This is a genomic window from Kitasatospora sp. NPDC022856, assembly GCF_055561235.1.
Map to the genome: position 1 here is coordinate 133838 of NZ_JBVHHE010000010.1, position 24174 is coordinate 158011.

21 protein-coding genes are annotated in these 24174 nt (G+C 75.7%); 11 read left to right on the forward strand and 10 right to left on the reverse strand.

The features are described 5' to 3' along the window. The first annotated feature begins 10 nt into the window (after positions 1-10). Positions 11-1294: a cytochrome P450 gene (locus ACZ34W_RS14850; protein ID WP_465604100.1), complete on the forward strand. Its 1284-nt coding sequence runs from the start codon at positions 11-13 to the stop codon at positions 1292-1294. 24 nt (positions 1295-1318) lie between these two features. Here the strand turns inward: ACZ34W_RS14850 and ACZ34W_RS14855 are convergent, their stop codons facing one another. Then, entirely contained in the window at positions 1319-1777 is a 459-nt protein-coding gene (locus ACZ34W_RS14855; RefSeq protein WP_329490434.1) for an Lrp/AsnC family transcriptional regulator, read from the reverse strand. A gap of 117 nt (positions 1778-1894) precedes the next feature. Between ACZ34W_RS14855 and ACZ34W_RS14860 the strand changes: the two genes are divergently transcribed. From ACZ34W_RS14860 to ACZ34W_RS14870, 3 genes are read left to right on the forward strand one after another with little or no spacing between them, the layout of a single operon-like run. Next, the gene (locus tag ACZ34W_RS14860; RefSeq protein ID WP_465604103.1) at positions 1895-2521 is read left to right on the forward strand and encodes a LysE family translocator; all 627 of its coding nucleotides are present in this window, start codon (positions 1895-1897) and stop codon (positions 2519-2521) included. 21 nt (positions 2522-2542) lie between these two features. After that, positions 2543-3931 carry a CoA transferase gene (locus ACZ34W_RS14865; protein WP_465604105.1) on the forward strand — a complete coding sequence of 463 codons (1389 nt, stop codon included), beginning with the start codon at positions 2543-2545 and terminating at the stop codon, positions 3929-3931. A gap of 34 nt (positions 3932-3965) precedes the next feature. Continuing rightward, entirely contained in the window at positions 3966-4268 is a 303-nt protein-coding gene (locus tag ACZ34W_RS14870; protein WP_465604107.1) for a DUF6461 domain-containing protein, read from the forward strand. 42 nt (positions 4269-4310) lie between these two features. Here ACZ34W_RS14870 and ACZ34W_RS14875 read toward each other — a convergent pair whose 3' ends face one another. Further along, positions 4311-4910 (reverse strand): HdeD family acid-resistance protein, encoded by a 600-nt coding sequence (locus tag ACZ34W_RS14875; protein ID WP_465604109.1) that lies wholly within the window; start codon positions 4908-4910, stop codon positions 4311-4313. Positions 4911-5070: 160 nt separating this feature from the next. Between ACZ34W_RS14875 and ACZ34W_RS14880 the strand changes: the two genes are divergently transcribed. Beyond that, a complete protein-coding gene (locus tag ACZ34W_RS14880; protein ID WP_465604111.1) occupies positions 5071-5223 on the forward strand; it encodes a hypothetical protein in 153 nt (50 codons plus the stop codon). A 53-nt stretch (positions 5224-5276) separates the two neighbouring features. Here ACZ34W_RS14880 and ACZ34W_RS14885 read toward each other — a convergent pair whose 3' ends face one another. The 7 genes from ACZ34W_RS14885 to ACZ34W_RS14915 form a co-directional block, all read right to left on the reverse strand. Next, positions 5277-6056, reverse strand: a complete 780-nt coding sequence (locus ACZ34W_RS14885) for an enoyl-CoA hydratase (RefSeq protein WP_329490440.1) — start codon at positions 6054-6056, stop codon at positions 5277-5279. Positions 6057-6237: 181 nt separating this feature from the next. After that, a complete protein-coding gene (locus ACZ34W_RS14890; RefSeq protein WP_465604113.1) occupies positions 6238-7290 on the reverse strand; it encodes an enoyl-CoA hydratase/isomerase family protein in 1053 nt (350 codons plus the stop codon). A gap of 176 nt (positions 7291-7466) precedes the next feature. Next, entirely contained in the window at positions 7467-8687 is a 1221-nt protein-coding gene (fahA, locus tag ACZ34W_RS14895) for a fumarylacetoacetase (RefSeq protein ID WP_359804200.1), read from the reverse strand. After that, complete coding sequence (locus tag ACZ34W_RS14900) at positions 8684-9535, reverse strand: hypothetical protein (protein WP_465604116.1); 852 nt, start codon at positions 9533-9535, stop codon at positions 8684-8686. Before ACZ34W_RS14900 ends, fahA begins: the two co-directional genes overlap by 4 nt. After that, positions 9532-10731 carry a cupin domain-containing protein gene (locus ACZ34W_RS14905; RefSeq protein WP_465604118.1) on the reverse strand — a complete coding sequence of 400 codons (1200 nt, stop codon included), beginning with the start codon at positions 10729-10731 and terminating at the stop codon, positions 9532-9534. The genes ACZ34W_RS14900 and ACZ34W_RS14905 overlap by 4 nt, the downstream gene beginning before the upstream one ends. Positions 10732-10800: 69 nt before the next feature. Further along, positions 10801-12015, reverse strand: a complete 1215-nt coding sequence (gene hppD / locus ACZ34W_RS14910; protein WP_329490446.1) for a 4-hydroxyphenylpyruvate dioxygenase — start codon at positions 12013-12015, stop codon at positions 10801-10803. Between the two features lie 291 nt (positions 12016-12306). Next, positions 12307-13668 carry a phosphoribosyltransferase family protein gene (locus ACZ34W_RS14915; RefSeq protein WP_465604120.1) on the reverse strand — a complete coding sequence of 454 codons (1362 nt, stop codon included), beginning with the start codon at positions 13666-13668 and terminating at the stop codon, positions 12307-12309. Between the two features lie 496 nt (positions 13669-14164). On the opposite strand from ACZ34W_RS14915, the gene ACZ34W_RS14920 reads away from it, so the two are divergent. The 3 genes from ACZ34W_RS14920 (at position 14165) to ACZ34W_RS14930 (ending at position 16426) form a co-directional block, all read left to right on the forward strand. After that, positions 14165-15250: a dehydroquinate synthase/iron-containing alcohol dehydrogenase family protein gene (locus tag ACZ34W_RS14920; protein ID WP_465604122.1), complete on the forward strand. Its 1086-nt coding sequence runs from the start codon at positions 14165-14167 to the stop codon at positions 15248-15250. Positions 15251-15413: 163 nt separating this feature from the next. Then, complete coding sequence (locus tag ACZ34W_RS14925; protein WP_465604124.1) at positions 15414-16022, forward strand: hypothetical protein; 609 nt, start codon at positions 15414-15416, stop codon at positions 16020-16022. Next, positions 16019-16426, forward strand: a complete 408-nt coding sequence (locus ACZ34W_RS14930) for a pirin family protein (RefSeq protein WP_329490450.1) — start codon at positions 16019-16021, stop codon at positions 16424-16426. Before ACZ34W_RS14925 ends, ACZ34W_RS14930 begins: the two co-directional genes overlap by 4 nt. Positions 16427-17014: 588 nt before the next feature. Here the strand turns inward: ACZ34W_RS14930 and ACZ34W_RS14935 are convergent. Continuing rightward, positions 17015-19270, reverse strand: a complete 2256-nt coding sequence (locus tag ACZ34W_RS14935) for a sensor histidine kinase (protein WP_465604127.1) — start codon at positions 19268-19270, stop codon at positions 17015-17017. Positions 19271-19644: 374 nt separating this feature from the next. On the opposite strand from ACZ34W_RS14935, the gene ACZ34W_RS14940 reads away from it, so the two are divergent. From ACZ34W_RS14940 to ACZ34W_RS14950, 3 genes are all read left to right on the forward strand, one after another. Next, complete coding sequence (locus ACZ34W_RS14940; RefSeq protein ID WP_329492323.1) at positions 19645-20277, forward strand: response regulator transcription factor; 633 nt, start codon at positions 19645-19647, stop codon at positions 20275-20277. A 102-nt stretch (positions 20278-20379) separates the two neighbouring features. After that, positions 20380-22611: a sensor histidine kinase gene (locus tag ACZ34W_RS14945; protein WP_465604129.1), complete on the forward strand. Its 2232-nt coding sequence runs from the start codon at positions 20380-20382 to the stop codon at positions 22609-22611. 243 nt (positions 22612-22854) lie between these two features. Continuing rightward, complete coding sequence (locus tag ACZ34W_RS14950; protein WP_396488188.1) at positions 22855-24162, forward strand: M28 family metallopeptidase; 1308 nt, start codon at positions 22855-22857, stop codon at positions 24160-24162. The last annotated feature ends 12 nt before the right edge of the window (positions 24163-24174 follow it).

The window sequence follows — 24174 nt, forward strand, 5'->3', positions numbered from 1 at the left end:
GAGGCCCGGCATGGGCACAGTGGCCGCGACGGACACCCCCGCCGTCGACCTCGCCGACCCCGGGTTCTGGCAGCTGCCCGCGCCGGCCCGGGCCGCCGCCTTCGCCGAGCTGCGCCGACTCCCCGGCCCGGTCTTCGTCGGCGAACGGGCCGGGGAGCGGGCCGGCGGCGCCAAGGGCGCCAGGAGCGCCAAGGGCTACCACGCCCTGGTCCGGCACGCCGACGTGGTCGAGGCCAGCCGCACCCCCGCGGTGTTCCTCAGCGGTCCCGGGGTCACCACCCCCGAACCCGCCCGCTGGGTCCGGGCGCTGTTCGGCGACTCGATGGTCAACCTGGACGACCCCCGCCACGCCCAGCTGCGCCGGATCGTCTCCCGGGCGTTCACGCCGCGCCTGATCGCCCGGGTCGAGGACGACATCCGCCTGGTCGCCGCCCGCCTGATCGACCGGGTGGCACGGGACCGGCCCGAGGACTTCGTCACCTCGGTCGCCGCCGAGCTCCCCTTCCAGGTCATCTGCAACATGATGGGCATCCCGGAGGAGCCCCGCCGCGCGATCCTCGACCAGGTCAACCACGCCTCCGAGAACACCGGGGTGGCCCGGCCGCTGCGCAGCCGGATCCGGGTGCCCGGGCGGGGCCTGCGGGCGCTCGCCCGGATGCAGGGCATGGTCGCCGAACTCGGCCGGGAGCGGCGCCGCCGGCCCACCGACGACCTCGTCTCCGCCCTGGTCACCGCCGACGTCGACGGCCGCCGGCTGACCGGCCGGGAGCTCGGCGCGTTCTTCTCCCTGCTGCTGGTCGCCGGTGTCGAGACCACCCGCAACGCACTGGCCCACGGCCTGCACCTGCTCACCGTCCACCCCGAGCAGCGGGCCCTGCTGCTCGGCGACCCGGACCGCCACCTCGGCGGCGCGGTGGACGAGATCGTCCGCCACGCGACGCCGATCATCCAGTTCCGCCGCACGCTGGCCGTCGACCACCGGCTGGGCGGCCCCGAGGGCCCCCTGCTGCGGGCGGGGGAGAAGGCGGTGCTCTTCTTCGGCTCCGCCAACCGCGACGAGCGCGTCTTCACCGACCCGGACGCCTTCGACATCACCCGCACCCCCAACCCCCACCTCGGCTTCGGCGGTGGCGGGCCGCACTACTGCCTGGGCGCGCACCTCGCCCGGCAGGAGATGAAGGTGCTCTACCGGGAGCTCTTCACCCGCCTGCCGCAGGCCCGCTCGGTGGGCGAGCCGGAGCCGATCCCGTCCAACTTCGACCACCGGGTGCGGGCGCTGCGCTTCACGTTCTGACGCGGCGCCGCCCCCCGTGGGCGGCTACCCGCCGGTCGGGATGCCGCGGTCGGCCTTCACCTGCTTCATGGTCAGGTGCGAGTTCACCTGGGCGATCCCGGGCAGCCCGGAGAGCACGTCGGTGATGAACCGCTCGTAGGCCGCGATGTCCGCCACCGCGATCCGCAGCAGGTAGTCCGGTTCGCCGAAGAGCCGGTGCGCCTCCACCACCTCGGGCAGCTCCGCCACCCGGTGTTCGAACTCGGCCACCGTCGCCCGGTCCTCGTGCCGCATGGTGATCGTCACGAAGGGCTGGAAGCCGCGGCCCACCGCCGCGCCGTCCAGCAGCGCCCGGTAGCCGCGGATCACGCCGTCCTGCTCCAGCTGCCGGACCCGGCGCAGGCACGGCGAGGGGGTGAGGTCCACCCGGGCGGCCAGTTCGGCGTTGGTGAGGCGGCCCTCCTGCTGGAGCTCGCGGAGGATTCTGCGGTCGATACGGTCCATAGCGCAATATTCTGCCAAATCGCGGACCGAACGGGCAGGAAGTGGCCATCGTGTGCCGAGCCGTTCCGGCTACCGTCAGTGACCGTAGCGCCGGAACGAACACGACAGGTCACGACCATGGACACGCACGCCCTCCTCCTCTTCCTGGGGGTCGACCTGCTCCTGGTCTGCACCCCCGGCCCCGACTGGCTCTACATCGCCGCCCGCGGCCTCGGCCAGGGCCGCCGCGCCGCACTGGTCGCCGTCGCCGGCGTCTGCGCCGGATACGCCGTTCACACCCTGCTCTCCAGCGCCGGCCTCGCCGCCGCGCTGCGGGCGGTGCCCGCCGCCCTGCCCGTGCTCCGGCTGGTCGGCGCCGGGTACCTGCTGGTGCTGGCGGCCGGCATGCTCCTCGGGCTGCGCCGGGGCGGGGCCACCGCCTTCGCGCAGGCACCGCCGCAACCCACCGCCACCGTGCTGCGCCAGAGCATGCTCACCGCCCTGCTCAACCCCAAGGGCCTGCTGCTCTACCTCTCCCTGGTGCCGCAGTTCGTCGACCCGGCCGCCGCGCTGCCGGTCGGCGGCCAGGTGCTCGCGCTCGGCTCGCTCAACGTGCTGGCCTGCGCGGTCGTCTACGCCCTGGTCGCGCACGCCAGTGGCCGGCTGGGCGGCCGGTTCGGCGCCACCCCGCAGGCCGCCCGGCGGATGACGATGGTCTCCGCGGTGCTGCTGATGCTGGTGGCGGGCGTCACGGCGAGCGCCTGAGAACCGGAGCAGAATGCGGGCATGACAGAGCGTCCGCTACCCGCCACCCCGCCCGCCGTCGCCCCCGACGGCCCCACCGCGCACGCCTGGGCCGCCCTGGGCGGGCCCGCCGACCTGCTGGAGCGGGTCTCCTTCCACGGGCCCGAGGGCGTGCTGCCCGCCCGGCTGCCGGTCCGGCAGCTGGCCCGGGCCACCGTCGCCGCCTGCTCGCTGGCCGCCGGGGAGCTGTCCGCGCTGCGGTCGGGCGGCCCGGTGCCGGCGGTCCGGATCGACCAGGGCGCGGTGGCCACCGCCTTCGTCAGCGAACGCCACCTGCGGATCGACGGCCGCGCCCCCGTCAGCTTCGCCCCGCTCTCCGGCTTCTGGCAGACCGCCGACGGCTGGGTCCGCACCCACGCCAACTACCCGCACCACCGGGCCCGGCTGCTCACCGCGCTCGGACTGCCCGCCGGCACCGGCCCCGAACCGCTGGCCGCGACGCTGCGCGAGCACCCGGCCGAGTGGATCCAGGAGCGCGCCTACCGGGCGGGAGCGCTCGCGGTGGCCGTCGCGCCGGCCGGCGGCCCCGCGGTCCCGCTGGTCGAGACCCGGGTCACGGACGGGGCCGCCGCCCGCCCGCTCGGCCCCGCCGGTCTGCCCGCCGAGGGCGTCCGCGTGCTCGACCTCACCCGGGTGATCGCCGGCCCCGTCGCCACCCGCACGCTCGCCCTGCTGGGCGCCGACGTCCTGCGGGTCGACTCGCCCCGGCTGCCCGAGGCCGAGGACGCCCACGCCGACACCGGCTCCGGCAAGCGCTCCACCCGGCTGGACCTCGCCGCCCCCGGCGACCGCGCGGTCTTCGAGGAGCTGCTGGCCACCGCCGACGTCGTCGTCACCGGCTACCGCCCCGGGGCCCTGGACGCCTTCGGCCTGGCGCCCGACGCCCTGCTCGAACGGCGCCCCGGCCTGGTCGTCGCCCAGCTCCACGCCTGGGGCCGGACCGGCCCCTGGGCCGGGCGCCGCGGCTTCGACAGCCTGGTCCAGGCCGGTGTCGGCATCGCCGTCACGGAGGCCGGTGCCGACGGCCGCCCCGGCGCGCTGCCCGCCCAGGCGCTCGACCACGGGACGGGCTACCTGATCGCCGCCGGCGTCCTGCGCGCCCTCACCGAGCAGCGCACCGGCCGCCCCGGCGGCCGCCACCTGCGCTTCTCGCTGGCCGGTACCGCCTCCTGGCTGCAGCACGGCATCGGGCCCGCCGCCCCCGGCCCGGCGGCCGCGGAGCCCTACGACCCGCAGCGGTGGCTTACCGAGGCGGACTCCCCGTACGGGCGGCTGCGGTACGCGCTCCCGCCGATCGGCTACCAGGGCGGCCCCGCCGACTGGTCCCGCCCGCCGGGCCGCTGGGGCACGGACGCGCCGGCCTGGAGCTGACGGGCGGCCGCCGCCGGGTAGCTGTCGGCGGCGGGTGGCAGGATCCCGGTATGACCGCGCACGCGAGCGACTACGCCTGGCTCGACTCCGGGGAGGTGAGCGGCACCGGCTGCACTTCGAGCCGCTCTTCCCGGCGGACCGCGACGGCGCCGACGCGGACGCGGTGGCGGAGCTGCTGACGGCGGTCGGCTTCGACCTCGGCACGGCCGAGGGGCGCGGCATCGACCGGACCACGCCCGCGGCCTTCGCCCTCGGCGAGGAGCTCACCGGGCTGCGGCTGACCCCGGAGCGGCTGCGGGCGGCGGAGTTCGTGATCGGCCACGCCCCCGTGCCGTAGCGCCCGCTGCCGGGCGCCCACCGGGGCGCGGGGCCGCGGCCGTCAGACGCCGGACGGGATCTCCTTGGCCCGGCTGCGGACCTGGAAGGCGGTGATGATCTCGATCAGGCCGAGGAACAGCAGCCAGCACCCGGCGAGCACGGTCAGGGCGGTGATCGAGCCGACCGGCCAGACCATCAGCAGCACGCCGGCCACGGCGTTGGCCGCCCCGGCGAAGGCCTGCCAGCCGCGCGCCGGCATGTCGGCGTCCGAGATCGCGGCGACGAGCTGGGTGATGCCCCGGAACAGCCAGCCGATGCCGATCCAGAGCGCCAGCAGCAGGAGCGACTGCACCGCGCTGCGGAAGCACAGCAGGCCGAGCAGGACGCAGAGCGCGCCGCTGATGAAGGCCAGCACCCGCATCGCGGTGGTGACATGGGTGCCGAAGGCGGCGACCAGCTGCACGATGCCGATGACCAGCAGGTAGAGGCCGAACAGCACGCCCACGACCATCAGCGTCTGCTTCGGCCAGGCGAAGACGATGATCCCGAGGGCGAGCGAGACGAGCCCGGCGAGCAGCAGCACCTGCCAGGCGGCCTTGGCGAGCATTCCGAGCGGGCCCCGGACCGGCGAACCGTCGGGGGTGATGATCGGGGAGACCACGGTGGTGTACTCCTGGCGGCTTGGGAGGGGCGGAGGACACTCCTGACGATCGTCGCGGGGGCCGCGCACCGCCCGTCGGGTTCGCCCGTCCGGGGGACGGAACTGATGTCCCCCTGCTCGGGATGAACCGGCACGACCCGGAGGACCGGGCGGCGTCCGGGTGGTCGCCGTCCGGCTCGCCGCCGGGCCGCCCCTCTACACCTGGAACCACGCCGACCGCACCTGCCGCCTCGAAGCGGGTGACCGGATCGTGGTCGCCGCCGGCCGCAGCGGGCTCGCCCGGCGCAACACCCGTATGGTGGCCGAGGACTGACGGACAGGCGGGGTCGGCGGCGCCATGCGGCCGCCGCCCCCGCCCGTGCCGGATCAGCGGTGGGTGAACTCCGGCGGGCGCTTCTCGGCGAAGGCCGCCATGCCCTCCTTCTGGTCCGCGGTGGCGAAGGTCGCGTGGAACAGCCGGCGCTCGAAGCGGACGCCCTCGGCCAGGGTGGTCTCGAACGCCCGGTTGACGCTCTCCTTCATCATGATCGCGGCGGGGGTGGACATCTGCGCGACCGTCTCCGCGGTGGCCAGCGCCTCGGCGAGCAGCTCGCCGGCCGGGACGATCCGGGAGACCAGGCCGGCCCGCTCGGCCTCCTCGGCACCCATCATCCGGCCGGTCAGGCAGAGTTCCATCGCCTTGGCCTTGCCGACCGCGCGGGTCAGCCGCTGCGAGCCGCCGATCCCCGGGATGACCCCGAGCTTGATCTCGGGCTGGCCGAACTTCGCGGTGTCGGCGGCCAGCAGGATGTCACAGAGCATCGCGAGCTCGCAGCCGCCGCCGAGGGCGAAGCCGGCCACCGCCGCGACCACCGGCTTGCGCAGCTCGCCGAGCCGGTCCCACGGGCCCAGCCAGTCGTCCAGGTAGACGTCGGGGAACGCGTTGCCCTGCATCTCCTTGATGTCGGCGCCGGCCGCGAAGGCCTTCTCCGAGCCGGTGATCACCATGGCGCCGATCTCCGGGTCCCGGTCGAACGCGGTGGCGGCCGCGACCACCTCGTTCATCAGCTGGGTGTTGAGCGCGTTCAGCGCCTTCGGCCGGTTGAGCGTGATCAGCCCGACCCGCCCCTTGCGCTCGACCAGGATCGTCTCGTAGGTCTCGGTCATCGCCGTTGACTCCCATTCCGCTGCTCGGCACCACACCGGGTGCGTCCTGACCACCCAACGATCTACGACGGGCCCCGCCTCGCGCCAGTCTTGCCATGCGAGACGGTGGTCACGGGCTCCGGCGTCCGGCGGGTCGGCTCCGGCCGGGGCCGGTACGCCGCCCCGGCCGGTCCGACGGCGGTCAGGCCAGGCCGAGTTCGTCGCCCTCGCGCGGGGCGAAGAAGCGGTCGACCTCGACCGCGGTGACGCCGGCCGGCTCGGCCGGGGCCCAGCGCGGGGCACGGTCCTTGTCGACCACCTGGGCGCGGATGCCCTCGACGAGGTCCGGCGTGGTCAGCGCGTGGCAGGAGATCCGGTACTCCTGGTCGAGCACCGCCTCCAGGGAGGGCAGCGTGCGGGCCCGGCGCAGCGCGGCCAGGGTGACCTTGACGGCGGTGGGGGCGTTGCCGAGCAGCTGTTCGGCGGCCTCCTTGGCCTCCGGGACGCCGCAGCCGAGCAGCCGCTCGACGATCTCCTCGACGGTGTCGGCCGCGTAGCAGGCGTCGATCCACTGCCGCCGGTCGGCCAGGGCGGCGGGCGGTGCCGGGGCGGCGTGGGCGGCCACGGCGGCGGTGAGGCCGGCGCCGGTCAGCCCGGCGGTGCCCGCCAGGGCGGCGAGCAGCGCGGGGATGCGCGCGGTGGGCACGAAGTGATCGGCGAAGCCGCAGTACAGGGCGTCGCCGGGGCCCATCGAGCCGGAGGTGAGCCCGAGGTGGAGGCCCGACTCGCCCGGGGCGCGGGCCAGCAGCAGGCTGCCGCCGACGTCCGGGACGAGGCCGATCCTGGTCTCCGGCATCGCCACGACGGACCGCTCGGTGACGATCCGCACGGCGCCGTGGGCGGAGAGGCCGACCCCGCCCCCCATGGTGATGCCGTCCATCACCGCCAGGTAGGGCTTCGGGTAGCGGGCGATCAGCGCGTTCAGCCGGTACTCGTCGCGGAAGAACGCCCGGGCGCCGGCGCCGCCCGCCTTGGCGTCGTCGTGCAGGGCCCGGATGTCCGCCCCCGCGCAGAGGCCGCGCTCACCGGCGCCGGTCAGCACCACGGTGCGCACCGCGTCGTCCGCCGCCCAGCCGTCCAGGGCGGCCCGGACGGCCCGGATCATGTCGTGGGTCAGGGAGTTGATCGCCCTCGGTCGGTCGAGCACGATCCGCCCGACGCCGCCGTCCCGGTAGGCCTGTACCTCTGCGCTCATCGGGCCCGCTCCCGTTCGTCGTCGCTGTCCGTCGTGGAGAACTCCGCCGTCACCGTACCCCCGGCGGGTGGCCGCCCCGGCGGCCGGGGACGCGCCGCTACGCGCCGGAGGCGGCGCCGGGTGTCCGGCGCCGCCTCCGGGGCGCTCCCGCGGCCGTGGTGCCGGCCGCGGCGGGTCTACGGCACGACCCGGCCGGTCACCTCGCCGAAGCCGACCACGGCGCCGTCGCGGCCCGGGGCGGTGGCGGTGATGACGACCTCGTCGCCGTCCTCCAGGAAGGTCCGGACGGTGCCGTCCGGGAGCTTCAGCGGCTCCTCGCCGTTCCAGGTCAGCTCGATCAGGGCGCCCCGGGTCCGCGGCTCGGGGCCGCTGACGGTGCCCGAGGCGAAGAAGTCCCCGGTGCGCAGCGAGGCGCCGTTGGCCGTCAGATGGGCGAGCTGCTGCGCGGCGGTCCAGTACATCGAGGCGAACGGCGGGTGGGAGACCGGGTGCCCGTTCAGCCGGACCTCCATCGCGAGGTCCAGGCCCCACGGCTCGCCGCCGCGGTCGTCCAGGTAGGGCAGCGGCTCGACGTCCCGGGCGGGCGGGGCGACCCGGGCGTGCTCCAGGGCGTCCAGCGGCACGATCCACGGCGAGACCGAGGTGCCGAAGGACTTGCCGAGGAACGGGCCGAGCGGCACGTACTCCCAGGCCTGGATGTCGCGCGCGGACCAGTCGTTGACCAGGCAGACGCCGAACACGTGCTCGCGGAAGGCGTCCAGCGGGACGGGCGTGCCGAGCGCGGACGGCGTGCCGACCACGAAGCCGACCTCCGCCTCGATGTCCAGCCGGCGGGTCGGTCCGAAGGACGGCGCCGGGTCGGCCGGGGCCTTGCGCTGTCCGTGCGGGCGGACCACCTCCGTCCCCGAGACCACCACCGTGCCGGCCCGGCCGTGGTAACCGATCGGCAGGTGCTTCCAGTTGGGGGTGAGCGGCTCCGAGCCGGGGCGGAAGATCCGGCCCAGATTGGTGGCGTGGTGCTCGGAGGCGTAGAAGTCGACGTAGTCGGCGACCTCGAACGGCAGGTGCAGCTCCACCTCGGCCAGGGGCAGCAGCAGCGGCGAGAGCGCCGCCCGGTGGGACTCGTCGGTGAGCCAGCGGGTCAGCGCCGCGCGCACCTCGGTCCAGACCGGACGCCCCGCGCCCAGCAGCGGATTGAGGCTCTCGGCGTCCAGCAGGACGGACGGCTCCCCGGCCGCGCGGGCGGCGGCCCCGGCGTCGAGGACGAACTCCCCGACGCGTACGCCGATCCGCCGCCGGCCCGGCCGGTCGGCGGCGGTGAAGACGCCGTACGGCAGGTTGTGCACGCCGAACGGCGAGTCCTGGGCGCTGGCGAGCCAGCTGCGGGGGGTGCTCAACGGTCCTCCTGGGGCATGGGACTGGGCGACAGCAGGCCGAGCCCGGCCAGGTCGTCCAGGGGTTCGGCGACGCTGCAGGTGCCGAACGCGGTGAACGAGTTCCTGATCACCGTAACCTGACGGTCGGTCAGTTCGCCTACCGCCTTGGCAAGCACGGCGCCGGAGCGCTCGGCCAGCACCTCGGCGGCGGCCGACCGGTCGGTCTCCTGTGCGGCCAGCAGGACGTTCAGGAAGCCGTGGTGCTCGAAGCCGGTGACCGGATCGGTGTGCCGGACGGCGTGGTGCAGCCCGGCGGTGCACTTGTACGGCAGGCCGCGCTGCGCGCAGCCGGTGAGGAAGCGGGCCAGCTCCTCCTCGTCGGGGAAGGCGCCGGCCACCACCCCGCCGGTGCGGAACTTCGCCCGGTACGGGCTGTCGACCAGGACGTCCAGGGCGTCGCCCAGCGCGTCGCCGCGCAGCAGTTCGCGCGGCAGCTCCACGGCGGCCGGGACGTCCGGCGGCAGCAGCAGGTCCAGCGCGGCGACCGCCTCGCCGGCGTCCCGGGTGGCCAGCTCGACACCGGCCACCTCGAACGGCGCGGCGGCCTCCAGGGCCGGGCCGAGCTCCGCACTGCCCCCCGGCAGTACGAGCCCGACCCGCAGCGGCCCGGTGTGCCGGGCCGGGTCCGCGGCGGCCGCCAGCTCGCCGAGCCGGCCCGCCCCGCAGAGCAGCGGGCCGACCGCGGCGGCGTACCAGGCGCTGCGGTGCGCCCGGTGGGCCGGCACCGCGTCGGCGAGCGGCAGGTTCCCGGGCGGGAACACGGCCGCGTCGTCGAAGAGGTCCCGGAACAGCTCGGGGATCGCGTTCATCGCGCGGGCCTCCGACCGGCCCAGGTCCACGCGTAGTTGCCGTCCTCGGAGGCCCGGCCGCCCTCGCCCAGCTCCAGTGGCCGGAAGGTGTCCACCATCACCGCGAGCTCGTCGAAGAACTCCGCGCCGATGCTGCGCTCGTACGCCCCCGGCTGCGGGCCGTGGGTGTGGCCGCCGGGGTGCAGCGAGATCGAGCCCTGGGCGATGCCCGAGCCCTTGCGGGCCGCGTAGTCGCCACCGCAGTAGAACATCACCTCGTCGCTGTCCACGTTGGAGTGGTAGTAGGGGACGGGGATCGAGAGCGGGTGGTAGTCCACCTTGCGGGGCACGAAGTTGCAGATCACGAAGCCGTTGCCCTCGAACACCTGGTGCGCGGGCGGCGGCTGGTGGATCCGGCCGGTGATCGGCTCGTAGTCCCGCACGTTGAGGACGTACGGGTACAGGCAGCCGTCCCAGCCGACCACGTCGAACGGGTGGTGCGGCACGGTGTACCGGGTGCCCGCGACGCCGTTCGGGCCGCGGTGCTTGACCAGCACGTCGACGTCCGTGCCCTCGACGAGCAGCGGGCCGGCCGGACCGCGCAGGTCCCGCTCGCAGTACGGCGCGTGCTCCAGCAGCTGGCCGTACTTGGAGAGGTAGCGCTTCACCGGGGAGATGTGGCTGTTCGCCTCGATGCAGTAGGCGCGCAGCGGCTCGTCGCCGGCCGGCACCCAGCGGTGCGTGGTCGCCCGGGGGATGACCACGTAGTCGCCCTGGCCGACCTCCAGCGTGCCGAAGACCGTCTCGACCGTGCCGCTGCCGGACTCCACGTACACGCACTCGTCGCCGAGCGCGTTGCGGTACAGCTCGCTCGGGGCCCCGGCGGCGACGTACGAGATCCGCACGTCGCCGTTGCCGAGGACGAGCCGGCGGCCGCCCACCACGTCGGCGGACTTCCACTCCTGGCCCGCGAACAGCTCGTGCAGCTTGAGGTGCCGGGGGAGCAGGGGGTGGTTGGGCACCGTCGACTGGTCCGGCAGCTCCCACGGCACGGCGTCCACGACGGCCGAGGGGATGCCCCGGTGGTAGAGCAGCGAGGAGTCCGAGGAGAACCCCTCCTCGCCCATCAACTCCTCGTAGTACAGCCCGCCTTCGGGGGTGCGGTGCTGGGTGTGCCGCTTGGGCGGGATGCTGCCCAGCTGCCGGTAGTACGCCATCGTCCTGCTCCTCCTGGCCCGTTCGCCGACTGGCCCGTTCGCCGTTCTCGCTCCGATCGGGGGTGCTGATCAGAGGTTGCCGCGGCGGTCCTGCTCGCGCTCCAGGGATTCGAAGAGCGCCTTGAAGTTGCCCTTCCCGAAGCCGAGCGAGCCATGCCGCTCGATGAACTCGAAGAACACGGTCGGGCGGTCGCCCTGCGGCTTGGTGAAGATCTGCAGCAGGTAGCCGTCCTCGTCGCGGTCGACCAGGATGCCGCGCTTCTTCAGCTCCTCGACCTCGACCCGGACCTTGCCGATCCGGGCGCGCAGCTCCGGGTCGTCGTAGTACGAGTCGGGGGTGGAGAGGAACTCCACGCCGTTGGCGCGCAGGATGTCGACGGTGGAGAGGATGTCGTTGGTGGCGAGCGCCAGGTGCTGGCAGCCGGGGCCGCCGTAGAACTCCAGGTACTCGTCGATCTGCGACTTCTTCTTGGCGATGGCCGGCTCGTTGAGCGGGAACTTCACCCGGTGGTTGCCGCTGGCGACGACCTTGGACATCAGCGCGGAGTACTCGGTGGCGATGTCGTCGCCGACGAACTCGGCCATGTTCACGAAGCCCATGACGCGGTTGTAGAAGCCGACCCACTCGTCCATCCGGCCGAGCTCGACGTTGCCCACCGCGTGGTCCAGGGCCTGGAAGAGCCGCTTCGGGTGGCCGGCGGTGCGGGCCACCCTGGTCTCGGCGGCCACGAAGCCCGGCAGGTAGGGGCCGTGGTAGCGGGAGCGGTCGATCAGGGTGTGCCGGGTCTCGCCGTAGGTGGCGATGGCGGCGCGGCGCACGGTGCCGTTCTCGTCGGAGACGTCGTTCGGCTCCTCCAGCACGGTGGCGCCCTGGGCGCGGGCGTGCGCGATGCACTTGTCGACGTCCGGCACCTCCAGGGCCAGGTCGACGACGCCGTCGCCGTGCCGGCGGTGGTGGTCCAGCAGCGGGCTGTCCGGGGCGACACCGCCCTTGATCACGAAGCGGCAGGAGCCGGAGCGCAGCACGAAGGCCTTGCGGTCGCGGCGGCCGGTCTCCGGGCCGGAGTAGGCGACCAGCTCCATGCCGAAGACGGACTGGTAGAAGTGGGCCGTCTGGGTGGCGTTGCCCACCACGAACACGATGGCGTCCTGCGCGGTGACAGGGAACGGGTCCGTGGCGGGGTCGTGCTCGACGAGGCCGACGAGGCGGCGGAGCTGCTCGGCGTCGAGACCGGCCTCGCGTTCCTCGGGGGTCAGCTCAAGGGCGTGGGACTGCGGGGTCATCGGTCGTTCCTCCACATTGAGGCCTCGGCATTGAGGCATCCGCTTGAGGCGGCCGCACCGCTGGGTGGGTGGTGCGGCTGAGCGGAGAGCTTGCTCCTGTCGGGGTGGTTGGGCAACAGGTCGGGATTTCACTGTTCAATGTGTACAAGCTGGTCAGGAAATGGCCGGTCCGGCTGCACAAAATGCCTGGTCGTCCGAGGTGGTTCGCGAGAGGTCTGTACGGCGGTCGATCGGGGCCGGTCGGTTCGGTCGGGGCGGTGCCGGGGGTTCGGTTCGGGTCGGTGGCGTCGCTCATGGGGTGGCCGGCGGGCCGGCCGGCAGGTACCGCAGGAACCAGTCGCGGGCCAGCTCGGCGACCCGGTCGAGCGTGCCCGGCTCCTCGAAGAGGTGGCCCGCTTGCGGCACCACCGCCAGTTCACTCTCGCAGCGCAGCCGCGCCCGCGCCTGCCGGTTCAGGTCGATCACCCGGCCGTCCAGGCCGCCCACCACCAGCAGGGTCGGCGCGGTGACCTCGGCCAGCCGGCCGGGACCGGTGAGGTCGGGACGCCCGCCCCGGGACACCACGGCGCGCACCCCCTCGCCCAGCGCGGCGGCCGTCGTGAGCGCGGCGGCCGCGCCGGTGCTGGCCCCGAACAGCCCGAGCGGGAGAGCCCGCTCCCGGCCCTCCGGCAGCTCGGGCAGGAGCCCGGCCACGGCGGTCAGCCGGGCCCCGAGCAGCTCGACGTCGAACACCTTCCGCCGGTCCGGCTCCTCGTCCTCGGTGAGCAGGTCGAACAGCAGGGTGGCCAGGCCGGCCCGGTTCAGGGCGGCGGCCACCCGGCGGTTGCGCGGGCTGTGCCGGCCGCTCCCGCTGCCGTGGGCGAACACCACCACGCCGGCCGCGCCCACCGGGACGGTCAGCCGGCCGGCCAGCCGGACACCCGCGACCGGCAGGACCAGCTCACGGTCCACCCCGCTGCCGGGCGCTCCGCTGCCGGCCGCCCCGGCGCCGTCCTGGGCGGGCGCGGCCCGCGCCTCGGCGAGGTGGCGCAGCACCTCCTCGTCACCGGTCTGCGAGAAGTCGCCGTAGAACTCGCCGATCGCGAAGAACGGCGACGGCGTGCCGACGCAGACCAGTTCGTCCGCGATCCCGGCCAGCCGGTCCGTCCAGTCGTCGGGCGCCACCGGAACGGCCAGCACCACCCGGGCCGCCCCCCGGGCCCGGACGATCACGCAGGCGGCCCGGGCCGTGGAGCCGGTGGCGATGCCGTCGTCCACCACGACCACGGTGCGGCCGCGCAGCTCCTCGGGCGGGCGCCCGCCCCGGTAGCGGCGGGCCCGCCGCTCCAGCTCCGCGCGCTCGCGCAGCTCGACGTCGGCGAGCTGCCCGGGCGTGATGCCGACCAGCCGGATCACCTCGTCGTTGAGCACCCGGACGCCGTCCTCGCCGATCGCGCCCATGCCCAGCTCGGGCTGGCGGGGCACCCCGAGCTTGCGGATCACGCAGATGTCCAGCGGGGCGCCGAGCGCGGCCGCGACCTCGGCGGCCACCGGGACCCCGCCGCGCGGGAGGGCGACGACGACGGTGCCGGGGCCGCGCAGGTGGCCGAGCAGTGCGGCCAGCCGGCGGCCCGCGTCGGTGCGGTCGGTGAAGTGGGTCCGGGTGCGGTGCATGACGCGGCCTCCGGTTCCACCGTACGTCGGCGGGCGGCGCCGGGGGCTGGCCGTTCCCGTCTCCGGCGGCCGGTGGGTGCCTCGCGCCGCACGCCGTCGCCCCGGCGGCCGGCATCCCCGAGGGGACCGGCACGAAGTACGGGACGTTCGGCAGGGATCCGGTGCACTACCCGCTCCCCTACCTGCGGGCCCGGAGCTGGGAGCGGTCATAGCGCCCGCGCGCCCTGACCTGCCCGTTCCGCGCCCGGCCCTTCGCGGTCCTGCCCCTTCCCGGTCCCGCCCCTTCGCGGTCCCGGCCCTTCGCGGTCCTGCCCTTGCCCGGCCTGTCCCGGTCCTGCCCCGGCCCGTCCCGGTGCCGCTCCGGCCTGTCCCGTGTGCCGACCGGGCCGGGACGGGCAGGGCGGCTCAGGCGCCCGGGGCGTCGGGCGGGCCATCGTCGAGATCGGAGAACCCGGGAAGCCGGAGCAGTCGCAGCAGGAGCGGGAGGTGGATCGCGATGGGCGGCACCACCGCATTCGACCGTCGGATCCAGGCCGGACCGGCCGGCATCCCGCTGGCGGTGCGCCGGGGCGACGGCTCCTGGGCCGAACTCGCCGAGCGGACGGCCGCGTTCGGGGCCGATCGGTTCCTGCTCGTGACCGACGGCGCGGCACCCGCCGACCACCTCGCCAGGGTCCGCGCCATGGCCGCCGCGCAGGCGCCGTGCACCGTCATCGACCTGCGGTCCGCGCCGCTGCCGGACCGGCCTGCCCCGGGCGAGGGCACCGGGGGCCGCACCGTCGTGATCGCCCTCGGCGGTGAGCGGGCCTGCGCCGTCGCGGCCGACCTGCGGCTGCCCACCACCCTGGCGGCGGCCGTCGGGCCCGCGCTCGCGCTGCGGTGCCCGCCCCCCGAGGCCCGCGCGCTGCCCGACCGGACGGCGCCCGCGCTGGTCTGGGTCCGCGGCGATGTGCTGGCCGACCGGCCCGCCGCCGAGACCAGGGCCGGCATGATCGGCGTGATCCGGCACGTGCTCGCCGTCTGCCCGGCGCAGTACGAGGCGCTCGCCGAGGCCCTCGACCCCCAGGCGCGCTACTCCGAGCGCACCGTCGCCGGTTTCCTCGCCGTCTGCGCGGACGCCCGGGCGGCCCTGGTCTGCTTCGACCCGTTCGAGACCGGCCCGGCCCTCGCCCTGGGCTACGGGCGGCGCCTCGGCACACTGGTTCGCCGCCTGGCCGGCCGCCCCTCCGCGCCCGGCGACGCCGAGGCCCTGGGACTCCTGCTCGCCGCCCGCCTCGCGGTCCGGCTCGGCCTGCTGGACGCGGCCGGAGCCTGGGCCCACCGCGAACTGGTCGCCCGCAACGGCTCGGTGACCGGCCTGCCCGGCGGTACGGACGTGGCGGCCCTCGCCGACGCGCTCGGCGCGGCCCTCGCTCCCGGGCCCGGTCTGCTGCTGCTCGCCGGTCTCGGGCGGCCGTCCTGCGTGGACGGCCGGCTGCTCACGCCGGTGGGAGCCGCGCCGGTGCGGGCGGCGGTGGAGGGACTGGGTCCGGTCGGGGTGCCGTCCGGTCGGGTCGCGGAGCTCCTGCCGGTGACCGGCTGAGCGCGGGGTCCCGGTGCGCCGCACCTCCGGACCGGGCGAGGCCCGGCAGCGGGCGGGAGCAGGACGGGACACGGTCACCGTGCGACCGGGACGACGGGCGGCACACCGTGGAACGGCAGGGCGGACCGGACCGGGCCGCCGCCGACCAGAAGGAGTCACCGCCATGACGGGCACCGTCATCACCGACCTCCGCCGACGCGGCGCCGTCGACCCCAGCCGCGTGCTGACCGGGCCGCTGCGCGCGGTCGGACTGCGGTGGCTCGACCCGGGCCGCACGACCGAGGTCATCGCCGAGGGCGTCGAGCACGCCCTCTACGTCACCGCCGGTTCGGGGACGGCCACCGGCCCGGACGACGACGCCGAGGAGGCCCCCGACGCCGGGTTCCCGCTGGTCGAGGGCACCGCGCTGACCCTGCCGCTGGGCTGGCGGACGGTGCTCACCGCCGGCACGGCGGGGCTGGAGTTCTTCCAGGCCGTCCTGGCCGTCGCCGGCCGTCCGACCGGGTCCGAGGCCCCCGGGCGGTCCGGGGGACGGCGGCGCGCCGACGGCCACGCCGGGGCGCGCCCCGCAGGTGACGGCCCGGGAACAGCCCGTCCGGACCGGCCCCCGCGCCCCAGGCGGTCCGCCGATCCGGAGCACCCCGAACAGGCACAGCACCCCGAACAGCCACAGCACCCCGAGCACCCCGAGCAGCCACAGCACCCCGAACATCCCGAGCACCCCGAACATCCCGAGCACCCCGAACATCCGAAGGGAGGCGAGTCACGGTGATCGTCACCACCGCCGCAGGCTCCGCCGCCGTCATCCTGGGTCCGAACGGCGAACGGATCCGCCTCCGCTGCCTGGCCCGCCGCTCCATGCTCGCCAGTGCCTGCGAGTCCTTCGACCACCTGCGGCTGAGCCCCGGCGCCCGCCACACGCTGCCGGGGCAGGCCGGGACCGAGGTCGCCCTCCATGTGCTGCGCGGCTCCCTCCTCGTGGGGCAGACGCCCGGCGAACCGAACCACCTGGCGGTCGACGGCGACCTCCTGCTGGCCCGCCGGGGCACCCCGCTCCGACTGGAGGCCGGACCGCTGGGTGCCGAACTGCTCTGCCTCACCCTGGCCGCGGCCCCCCGCGCCACCGCCCGCCCGGCCCCGGCCCGGCGGCGCACCGAGTGGCGTACCCGCCCCTGACCCGCCCCGAGCCCGCCGGCCCTCCCGGCCCGGGTGCTCCGCTCCGGAGCGCCCGGGCCGGACGGCTGTCCCGGCCCCACGCCCGCAGGTGCACCCCGGCCCGCCCCGACCCGCGCCGGGGCCGCCCCACGTGCGCGGGGCCGTACCGCGTCCGGTCCTGCGCGGGCCGCCGCCCCGTTCGCCGCCCTGTCCGCCGTCCCGTCCGAAGTCCCGGAGTGGGACCGGAACGGGACGGCGGGCCCATGCGCCCGGGGCGGCGGCCCGCGCAGGGTGGAGGAAGAACGGCCGACCGGCCCGAACCGGTCGGAAGTCGAAGGATCTGGAGCATTTCCCATGGCAACGAACACGGCAACGAAGACGTTCTGCGTCGCGTCCGTACTCGTCGGCCTGGCCGCGGCAGCCGTCGTGTGTCGGAACGTCGTCGACGGCGCGGCAACCACCCCCGCCCCTTCGCCCAAGCGCGGTGGGACCACGAACAGGTGCAAGCCCGGGGAGAAGGACTGCAAGGGCTGAGGCGCCGTCCTTCCCCGTCCCCCTGAACCCGTCGCCGCCCCCGGTGCAGCCCGCACCGGGGGCGGCGGCCGTTCCTCATGCCGTGCCCGCGCCGCCCTTGGACGGGAAGCGGGGGAGCACGGCCCGCACCCGGGTCCCGTGTTCCCGGGGCAGCGGTGCCACCGTGCAGCTGCCGCCGATCTCGGCGGCCCGGTCGGCCATCGACCGGACCCCGACCCCGCTCCCCTCGCCGCCCGCGGGCTCGGGCAGGGCGTCGCCGTCCGCCTCCCGCCGGTAGCCGACCCCGTCGTCCTGCACGGTCAGCGTCAGCGTCTCGTCGTCCACCCGGACCACCACCTCGGCGCGTTCGGCGCGGGCGTGCCGCAGGACGTTGTTCAGCGCCTCGGCGGTGATCCGGTAGACGGCCACCTCGACGGCGGCCGGCAGGGGCGGCAGGGGGTCGGGGGTCACGGTGGCGTCGACGGCGAGTCCGGCGCCGCTGAAGGTGAGCGCGAGGTGCTGGACGGCCCGGGCCAGCCCGAACTCGCCCAGCGGGGCGGGCCCGAGGCGGTCGGTGATCCGCCGGACCTCCTTGATCGCCAGCGCGAGGTCGCCCGAGATCCCGGTCAGCGTCCGCGCCATCTCCCCGCCGGTGTCCCCGGCCCGAGCCTCCTCCCCGGCGGCCCCGGAGACCCCGGAGACCCCGGAGACCCCGGTGGCCGCGGCGACCCCGGCCGCCGCCGAGGCGACGTTGTCCACCCGCAGCCGGAGCCCGGCCAGCACGGGGCCGAGCCCGTCGTGGATGTCCCGGCGCAGCCAGCGCCGCTCCTCCTCCCGCGCCGCGACGATCTGCGCCCGGCTCGCCTGGAGGTCCTCCTGCAACCGCAGCGAGGCGACGGCGGGCGAGACCTGGTCGGCGAGCGAGCGCAGGATGTCGATGTCGCCGGCCTCCAGCCGCTCCTCGCCCTCGCGCAGCCCGACCGTCAACTCCCCGATCGTCGTGCCGTGGTGGACCAGGGCGAAGGCCTGGTCCGGTCCGTCCGTCCGGCCCACGGCGGCCAGCGGGCGGCGGCCGGCCCGGGTGGTGACGCTCAGCGCGACCCCGGGCAGCCGCAGCTCCTCCGCGACGGTGCCGCACAGGACGGCCGGCAGCCGCTCGGGGTCCACCACCTGCCGGACCCGTCCGGCCAGGGTGCGCAGGACCTGGTAGGGCTGGGCGCGGCCGCCGTAGTAGAGCCGGTCGATCACCCCGACCGCCCACCGGGCGGCCCGGGGCAGGGCGGCGCCGAGCCCGAACACCAGGGCGATCAGCGTCAGCCCGGCCGCACCCCGGCCCGGGACCAGCCAGCCGGAGAGCACGGCGGCCACCACCACGAACAGCGTGGTCAGCCCGGTGGCCAGGAGCAGTCCGGTCAGTACCGACCGGGCCGCCCGGTCGAGCCGCCAGCCGCCGTCGCGGATCACCAGGTGGGCGACGGCGACCGCCCAGACCGCGCCGGCGGCGGTGAACAGCCCGTAGCTGAGCCAGTAGTCGTTCTGGAAGCTGCGGTTGTAGTAGTCCTCCAGCCCGGCCCAGAGCAGGTAGGCGCCCAGCATGCCCGCCACGTGCGCCCGGTGGGCCGGGTGCTGCGGCCGGGGCGCGCCGTCGCGGCCGCGCTCCGGACGGGGGGAGGGGCGGAGCAGCCGGACCAGCAGGACGGCGGCGGCGAAGCCGACGAACAGGAAGTTCGCCGGTTCGTAGAGGCTGTCCAGGTGGTCGGCGATCGAGCCGAAGAACCGGGCGGGCGCGCCGTCGGCGAGCGGGTTCGGCCGGCCGTACGAGGTCGCGTGGCCCAGGAACGACAGGCCGTCCGGGATCTCCCAGAGCGCGACGGCACCGATGTAGAGCCACCACCGGCGGTCGGTGAGCCGGCCGTACGGGAGCCAGAGCGGCAGGACGTAGAACAGGGTCTGGCTGATCGTGTTGCAGACCGACCTCAGCACCGCCATCGCCCCCGCGAGGCGCGGATCGGAGAGTTCCACCCAGACGGGTGCCCCGGCGGCGCTGGGCAGCATCGAGGTCAGGGCGTAGACCAGCATCACCCAGCCGAGCGGGCTGCCCGGGCGGTGGGCGTGCAGCAGCATCCCGGCACCGGCGGTGGGCAGTGCGTAGAGCAGGACGGCGAGTTGGTCCCGGGGGCGGTCGACCCCGGGCGTACCGAGGTGGACGAGCACGTAGCAGGTCCAGAGGGTGGCGACGGCCAGGCAGAGGGCCGTGCAGGCCGCTGCGGCGGCGAGCTGCCGTTGGGCGGGCGTCCGGCGGGCGGAGGGCCCGGTGGCAGTCCGCGGCCGGGTCGGGATCACCGTGATCATGGCACCGCCTCGCAACGGGCTCGGGAGAGGTCCGGCGGCAGCCGCGCGCCGGGCACCATTTCAGTCTCGACCGCCCGCCGTCCCGGGCGCATGGGGCAGCGGTCTCGTCCTCGGCACGGTGGTCCGTCGCCGCACGACGATCCGCGCATGTCACAGAGAGTCACTCACGCATCGCTGGTAGTGTCGGCCAGGTGGACCAACAGCACCCCGTCGAACCGCCCGCCCCGCAGCCGGACGATCGGCCCCGGGCCGCGCCGCCGGGAGCGGGCGACGGCTCCGGCGCACCGGGAGCGCCGTCCGGCCCGGTCGGCGGGCAGGTCCCGGAGGCCCCCGGGCCGTCGGGCGAGGAGCGGGAGGACTCCTCCGTCCGGGTCCTGATCGTCGACGACCACCCGCTGTTCCGGGAGGGCCTCAGGGCGGCGCTGGAGAGCGCCGAGGGGATCGCCGTGGTGGCCGAGGCGGAGCGGGTCGGCGAGGTCGCGGCCGCCGTCGCCCGCAGCCGCCCGGACGTGGTCGTGATGGACCTCTCGCTGCCGGACGGCTCCGGGCTGGAGGCCGCGCGCCGGCTCGCCGAGCGGCAGCCGTCCCCGCCGGTGCTGATGCTGACCATGTCGGACGACGACGGCAGCCTGCTCGCCGCGCTCCAGGCGGGCGCGCGCGGCTACCTGGTCAAGGGCGCCGGCCGGGAGGAGGTGCTGCACGCGGTGCGGACGGTCGCGGCGGGCGGGGCGGTGTTCGGCGCGGACGTGGCCGGGCGGATCACGGCGCTGCTGGCGGGCGCCCGGCTGCGCGAGGCCGGGCAGCTGTTCCCCGCGCTCACCGCGCGCGAGGCGGAGGTGCTCGACCTGGTGGCGCGCGGGCTGGACAACCGGCGGATCGCCCGGGAGCTGGTGGTGGCGGAGAAGACGGTCCGCAACCACGTGACGCACATCTTCGAGAAGCTGCACGTCGCCACCCGGGCCGAGGCGGTGGCCCGGGCACGCGACATGGGACTAGGCGACGGCTGAGGCGGCCGGCACCGGGGCGGGCGCGGGGCGGGGCACGGAGCGGACCGCCGCCCCGCGCGCCCGGGACGCCAGGAAGCCGAGGATGCGGGGGAGGAGGCCCACATGAGCGAACCGGTTCCGGCGACCGGCGCCCGGCAGGCCGGTCCGACCCGGGCGTACTGGGTCTGTGCCGCGACGATGCTCTCCGGCCTCGGCTGGGTGCTGCTGGCCCTCGTCCACCAGGACGCCCCGTGGACCGACGCGTTCCTGCTCCACGACGGCCAGACGGTGCTGCTCGGCTTCGGCTTCGCGCTCTCCGGGGTGCTCGTCCTGGCCCACCGGGCCGGACCGGACGCCTCCCCGCCGGGCGCCGTCGGCGGTCCCGGCCCCACCGACCCCGGCCGGACCGCCCCGGCCGCCGCCGCTCCCCCCGGACTCGGCCTCGGAGTGGTCCTGCTGGCCGCCGGCTTCGGCGGCTGCCTCTCTCGCTTCGTGCTGTTCGCGGCCAGGGCGGCCGGGGCCGGCCCGGTGGTGGAGGCCGTCGGGGCGGCCCTGCTGCTCGCCTCCGTCACCCTGTTCGTCTTCCTGGCCATCGCCCTGCCGCTCTGGCTCCCGGAGGGGCGGCTGCCCGGCGGCCCCGCGGGCCGGGCGTTCGTGGTCGTGGTGGCGCTCTGGAGCGCCTGCCACGCCTGCGTGGTCCGGCTCGGGGCGCCGCTGCCCTACTTCGGCGACGTCCTGGTGCCGCAGGGCGAGGGGCTGCCGCTGGACGAATGGCGGGTCACGCCGGTCTCCTGGGCGCTCGTCGCGGTCAGCCTGACGGTGGCCGCGGTGCGCTGGCGCCGCTCGGACCGGCCGCACCGGGCGGTCGCGGCGGTGCTCGTCCCCTACCTGATCTGGCTGGTCACCACCAACATCGCGCTCAGGCTGGGGACCTCCGAGAGCATCGCGGCGGTCGCCTACTTCACCGGCTCGGCGCTGTGGATGCTCGGCGCGGTCGGGTACGGCTTCACCCGGGACCGCTCGCGCTACCTGGACCGGGCGACCCGGCGGATGCTCAGCGTCCTCGCCCTGACCGCCGTGCTGATCTCCGGCTACCTCGGCATCGCGCTGCTGCTGCGCCGCGCGCTGCCGCAGGCCAGTACCGCCGGCGCCCAGCTCCTCGCGGCCGGGGCGCTCGCCATCGGGGGGCTGATCGGCCCGACCACCCGCTGGGTGGTCCGCGCCGTCGACCGCTTCTACTACGGCGAGCGGGCCCGCCCGTACCAGGTGGTGCGCGCGCTCGCCGAGCGGCTCAGCCGGGCCGTCAGCCCCGCCGACGCGCCGCCGCTGCTCTGCGAGACCGTGGTCGGCGCCCTCGGCCTGCCCGGGGCCCGGGTGGTCCTGCACACCAGCAGCGGTCCGCACGAACTCGCCTCGGTGGGCACCGTCGGTCCCGACAGCCAGGTGTTCCCGCTCAGTTACGAGGGCATGGTGATCGGCGGCCTCTGCGCGCCGCCGCGCGCCGGGCAGCCCGTGCTGGACGCCCAGGACCACGAGGTGCTGCGGTTCCTCGCCGACCAGGCCGCGCCCGCCATCGCCTCGCTGCGGATGTACGAGGAGGTCCAGTCCGGCCGGCGGCAGATCGTGCTGGCCCGGGAGGAGGAGCGGCGCCGGCTGCGGCACGACCTGCACGACGGGCTCGGCCCGACCCTGTCCGGACTGCGGCTCGGCATCGACACCGCGCGGGCCGCCGTCCCCGAGGACTCCCCGGCCGCCCGCTCGCTGCGCGCGGTGTCGGCCGGGATCGGCCAGGCGATCGTCGAACTGCGCCGGATCACCGAGGGGTTGGCGCCCGCCGCGCTGGCCGGCCAGGGCCTGGCGGAGGCGCTGCGGCGACTGGTCGCCGGACTGGACGGGGAGCGGGTCCGGCTCAGCCTGGAGCTCGACCCGGACCCGCCGCCGGTGCTGCCGGCCGCCGTCGAGGTGGCGGTGCTGCGGATCGGCGGCGAGGCGCTGAACAACGTGCTGCGCCACGCGGGCGCCACCGAGGCCCGGTTGACGCTGCGGGTCCGCCCGCACGAGGTGGTGGTCGAGGCCCGGGACGACGGCCGGGGCTTCCCGGCGGCCCCCGCGGACGGCGGCGAACCCGGCGCCGCCGAGCAGGACGGCGCCGGCCGCCGCGGTGCCCACCGGGCCGGATCCGGGCTCGGGCTGCGCTCGATGGCCGAGCGCGCCGAGGAGTTGGGCGGCGCCTTCACGGCCGTGAACCACCCCGGCGGCGCCCTCGTCCGGGCGGTGCTGCCCCGGATGCCGGTCGTGTCCGAAACGACGGCCCCGACCACGGACGGAGCCGACCGCCCGCGGCGGGCCCCTTGACGGAAGCCGGGGTTGGCCCAATCATCATGGTCGCGTCAACTTCGCGGCTGTGCCCCCGCTGTCACCGCTCCCCGACCGGGCTGTCCCGGCCGGCAGCCCTGTTCCCGGCCGGACCCCAACCCGGCCGCCCCTACGACCCGATGGCCCTCCGCGAGGCTGTGCGCTTCCGTTCTGCCCCATCAGAATCTGGAGCCTCCATTGAACGAGCGCGCCTCGCGGCGATCCCGCCTGCGCCGATCCGCCCTGTCGACCGGGGCGGTCGTCACACTCGCCGCCGCCCTGTTCGCCCCCGCCGCCGTCGCGGCCCCCGCCGCCCCGGTGGCACCCGAGGCCCCCCGGGCCGTCGCCGCCGCCCCCGACATCCCGGTCGCCAACGTCAAGGCGCACCTGGCCCAGCTGCAGTCGATAGCCACCGCCAACGGCGGCAACCGTGCCCACGGCCGTACCGGCTACAAGGCGTCGATCGACTACGTGAAGGGCAAGTTGGACGCGGCGGGCTTCACCACCGCGCTGAAGACCTTCACCTACAACGGCTCGACCGGCTACAACCTCATCGCCGACTGGCCGGGCGGCGACACCTCGCACGTCGTGATGGCCGGCGCCCACCTGGACTCCGTCACCGGCGGTCCGGGCATCAACGACAACGGCTCCGGCTCGGCCGGCATCCTGGAGACCGCGCTGGCCGTCTCCCGGGCCGGCCTCCAGCCCACCAAGCACCTGCGGTTCGGCTGGTGGGGCGCCGAGGAGTACGGCATGGTCGGCTCCAAGAACTACGTCAACAGCCTTCCCGCCGCCGAGCGTTCGAAGATCGACACGTATCTGAACTTCGACATGATCGGCTCGCCGAACCCGGGCTACTTCACCTACCGCTACGACTCCGCGCTGGACGCGCTGTTCCGCGACTACTTCGCGGGCATCGGGATCAGCACCGAGCAGGACTTCGAGGGCGACGGCCGCTCCGACCACGCCCCGTTCCAGGACGCGGGCATCCGGGTCGGCGGCCTGTTCAGCGGCGCCGACTACACCAAGACCGCCGCCCAGGCGGCCAAGTGGGGCGGGACGGCCGGCCAGGCCTTCGACCGCTGCTACCACTCCTCCTGCGACACCAGCGCCAACATCAACGACACCGCGCTGGACCGGATGACCGACGCCATCGCGTACGCCGTCTGGACGCTCTCGGCCGGTACCACCACGCCGCCCACCGGCACCGTCTTCGAGACCACCACCGACGTCCAGATCCCGGACTACGGCGCCGCGGTGACCTCCGACCTCGCCGTCACCGGCCGGACCGGCAACGCGCCCGCCGCCCTCCAGGTCGCGGTGGACATCAAGCACACCTACCGCGGTGACCTGGTGGTCGACCTGGTCGCGCCGAACGGCACGACGTTCCGGCTGAAGAACTCCAGCGGCAACGACTCCGCGGCCAACGTCCAGGCCACCTACACCGTCGACGCCTCCGCGGTGCCGGCCAACGGCACCTGGAAGCTCAAGGTGCAGGACATCGCGCGCCAGGACACCGGCTACGTCGACAGCTGGAAGCTCACCTTCTGACGTAGGTGCGCG

Excerpts from the sequence above, each read along its gene's own strand:
- ACZ34W_RS14850 (WP_465604100.1), top strand. The coding sequence starts at position 11 with ATGGGCACAGTGGCCGCGACGGACACCCCCGCCGTCGACCTCGCCGAC.
- ACZ34W_RS14855 (WP_329490434.1), bottom strand. The coding sequence starts at position 1,777 with ATGGACCGTATCGACCGCAGAATCCTCCGCGAGCTCCAGCAGGAGGGC.
- ACZ34W_RS14860 (WP_465604103.1), top strand. The coding sequence starts at position 1,895 with ATGGACACGCACGCCCTCCTCCTCTTCCTGGGGGTCGACCTGCTCCTG.
- ACZ34W_RS14865 (WP_465604105.1), top strand. The coding sequence starts at position 2,543 with ATGACAGAGCGTCCGCTACCCGCCACCCCGCCCGCCGTCGCCCCCGAC.
- ACZ34W_RS14885 (WP_329490440.1), bottom strand. The coding sequence starts at position 6,056 with ATGACCGAGACCTACGAGACGATCCTGGTCGAGCGCAAGGGGCGGGTC.
- ACZ34W_RS14890 (WP_465604113.1), bottom strand. The coding sequence starts at position 7,290 with ATGAGCGCAGAGGTACAGGCCTACCGGGACGGCGGCGTCGGGCGGATC.
- ACZ34W_RS14900 (WP_465604116.1), bottom strand. The coding sequence starts at position 9,535 with ATGAACGCGATCCCCGAGCTGTTCCGGGACCTCTTCGACGACGCGGCC.
- ACZ34W_RS14905 (WP_465604118.1), bottom strand. The coding sequence starts at position 10,731 with ATGGCGTACTACCGGCAGCTGGGCAGCATCCCGCCCAAGCGGCACACC.
- hppD (WP_329490446.1), bottom strand. The coding sequence starts at position 12,015 with ATGACCCCGCAGTCCCACGCCCTTGAGCTGACCCCCGAGGAACGCGAG.
- ACZ34W_RS14915 (WP_465604120.1), bottom strand. The coding sequence starts at position 13,668 with ATGCACCGCACCCGGACCCACTTCACCGACCGCACCGACGCGGGCCGC.
- ACZ34W_RS14920 (WP_465604122.1), top strand. The coding sequence starts at position 14,165 with ATGGGCGGCACCACCGCATTCGACCGTCGGATCCAGGCCGGACCGGCC.
- ACZ34W_RS14925 (WP_465604124.1), top strand. The coding sequence starts at position 15,414 with ATGACGGGCACCGTCATCACCGACCTCCGCCGACGCGGCGCCGTCGAC.
- ACZ34W_RS14935 (WP_465604127.1), bottom strand. The coding sequence starts at position 19,270 with ATGATCACGGTGATCCCGACCCGGCCGCGGACTGCCACCGGGCCCTCC.
- ACZ34W_RS14945 (WP_465604129.1), top strand. The coding sequence starts at position 20,380 with ATGAGCGAACCGGTTCCGGCGACCGGCGCCCGGCAGGCCGGTCCGACC.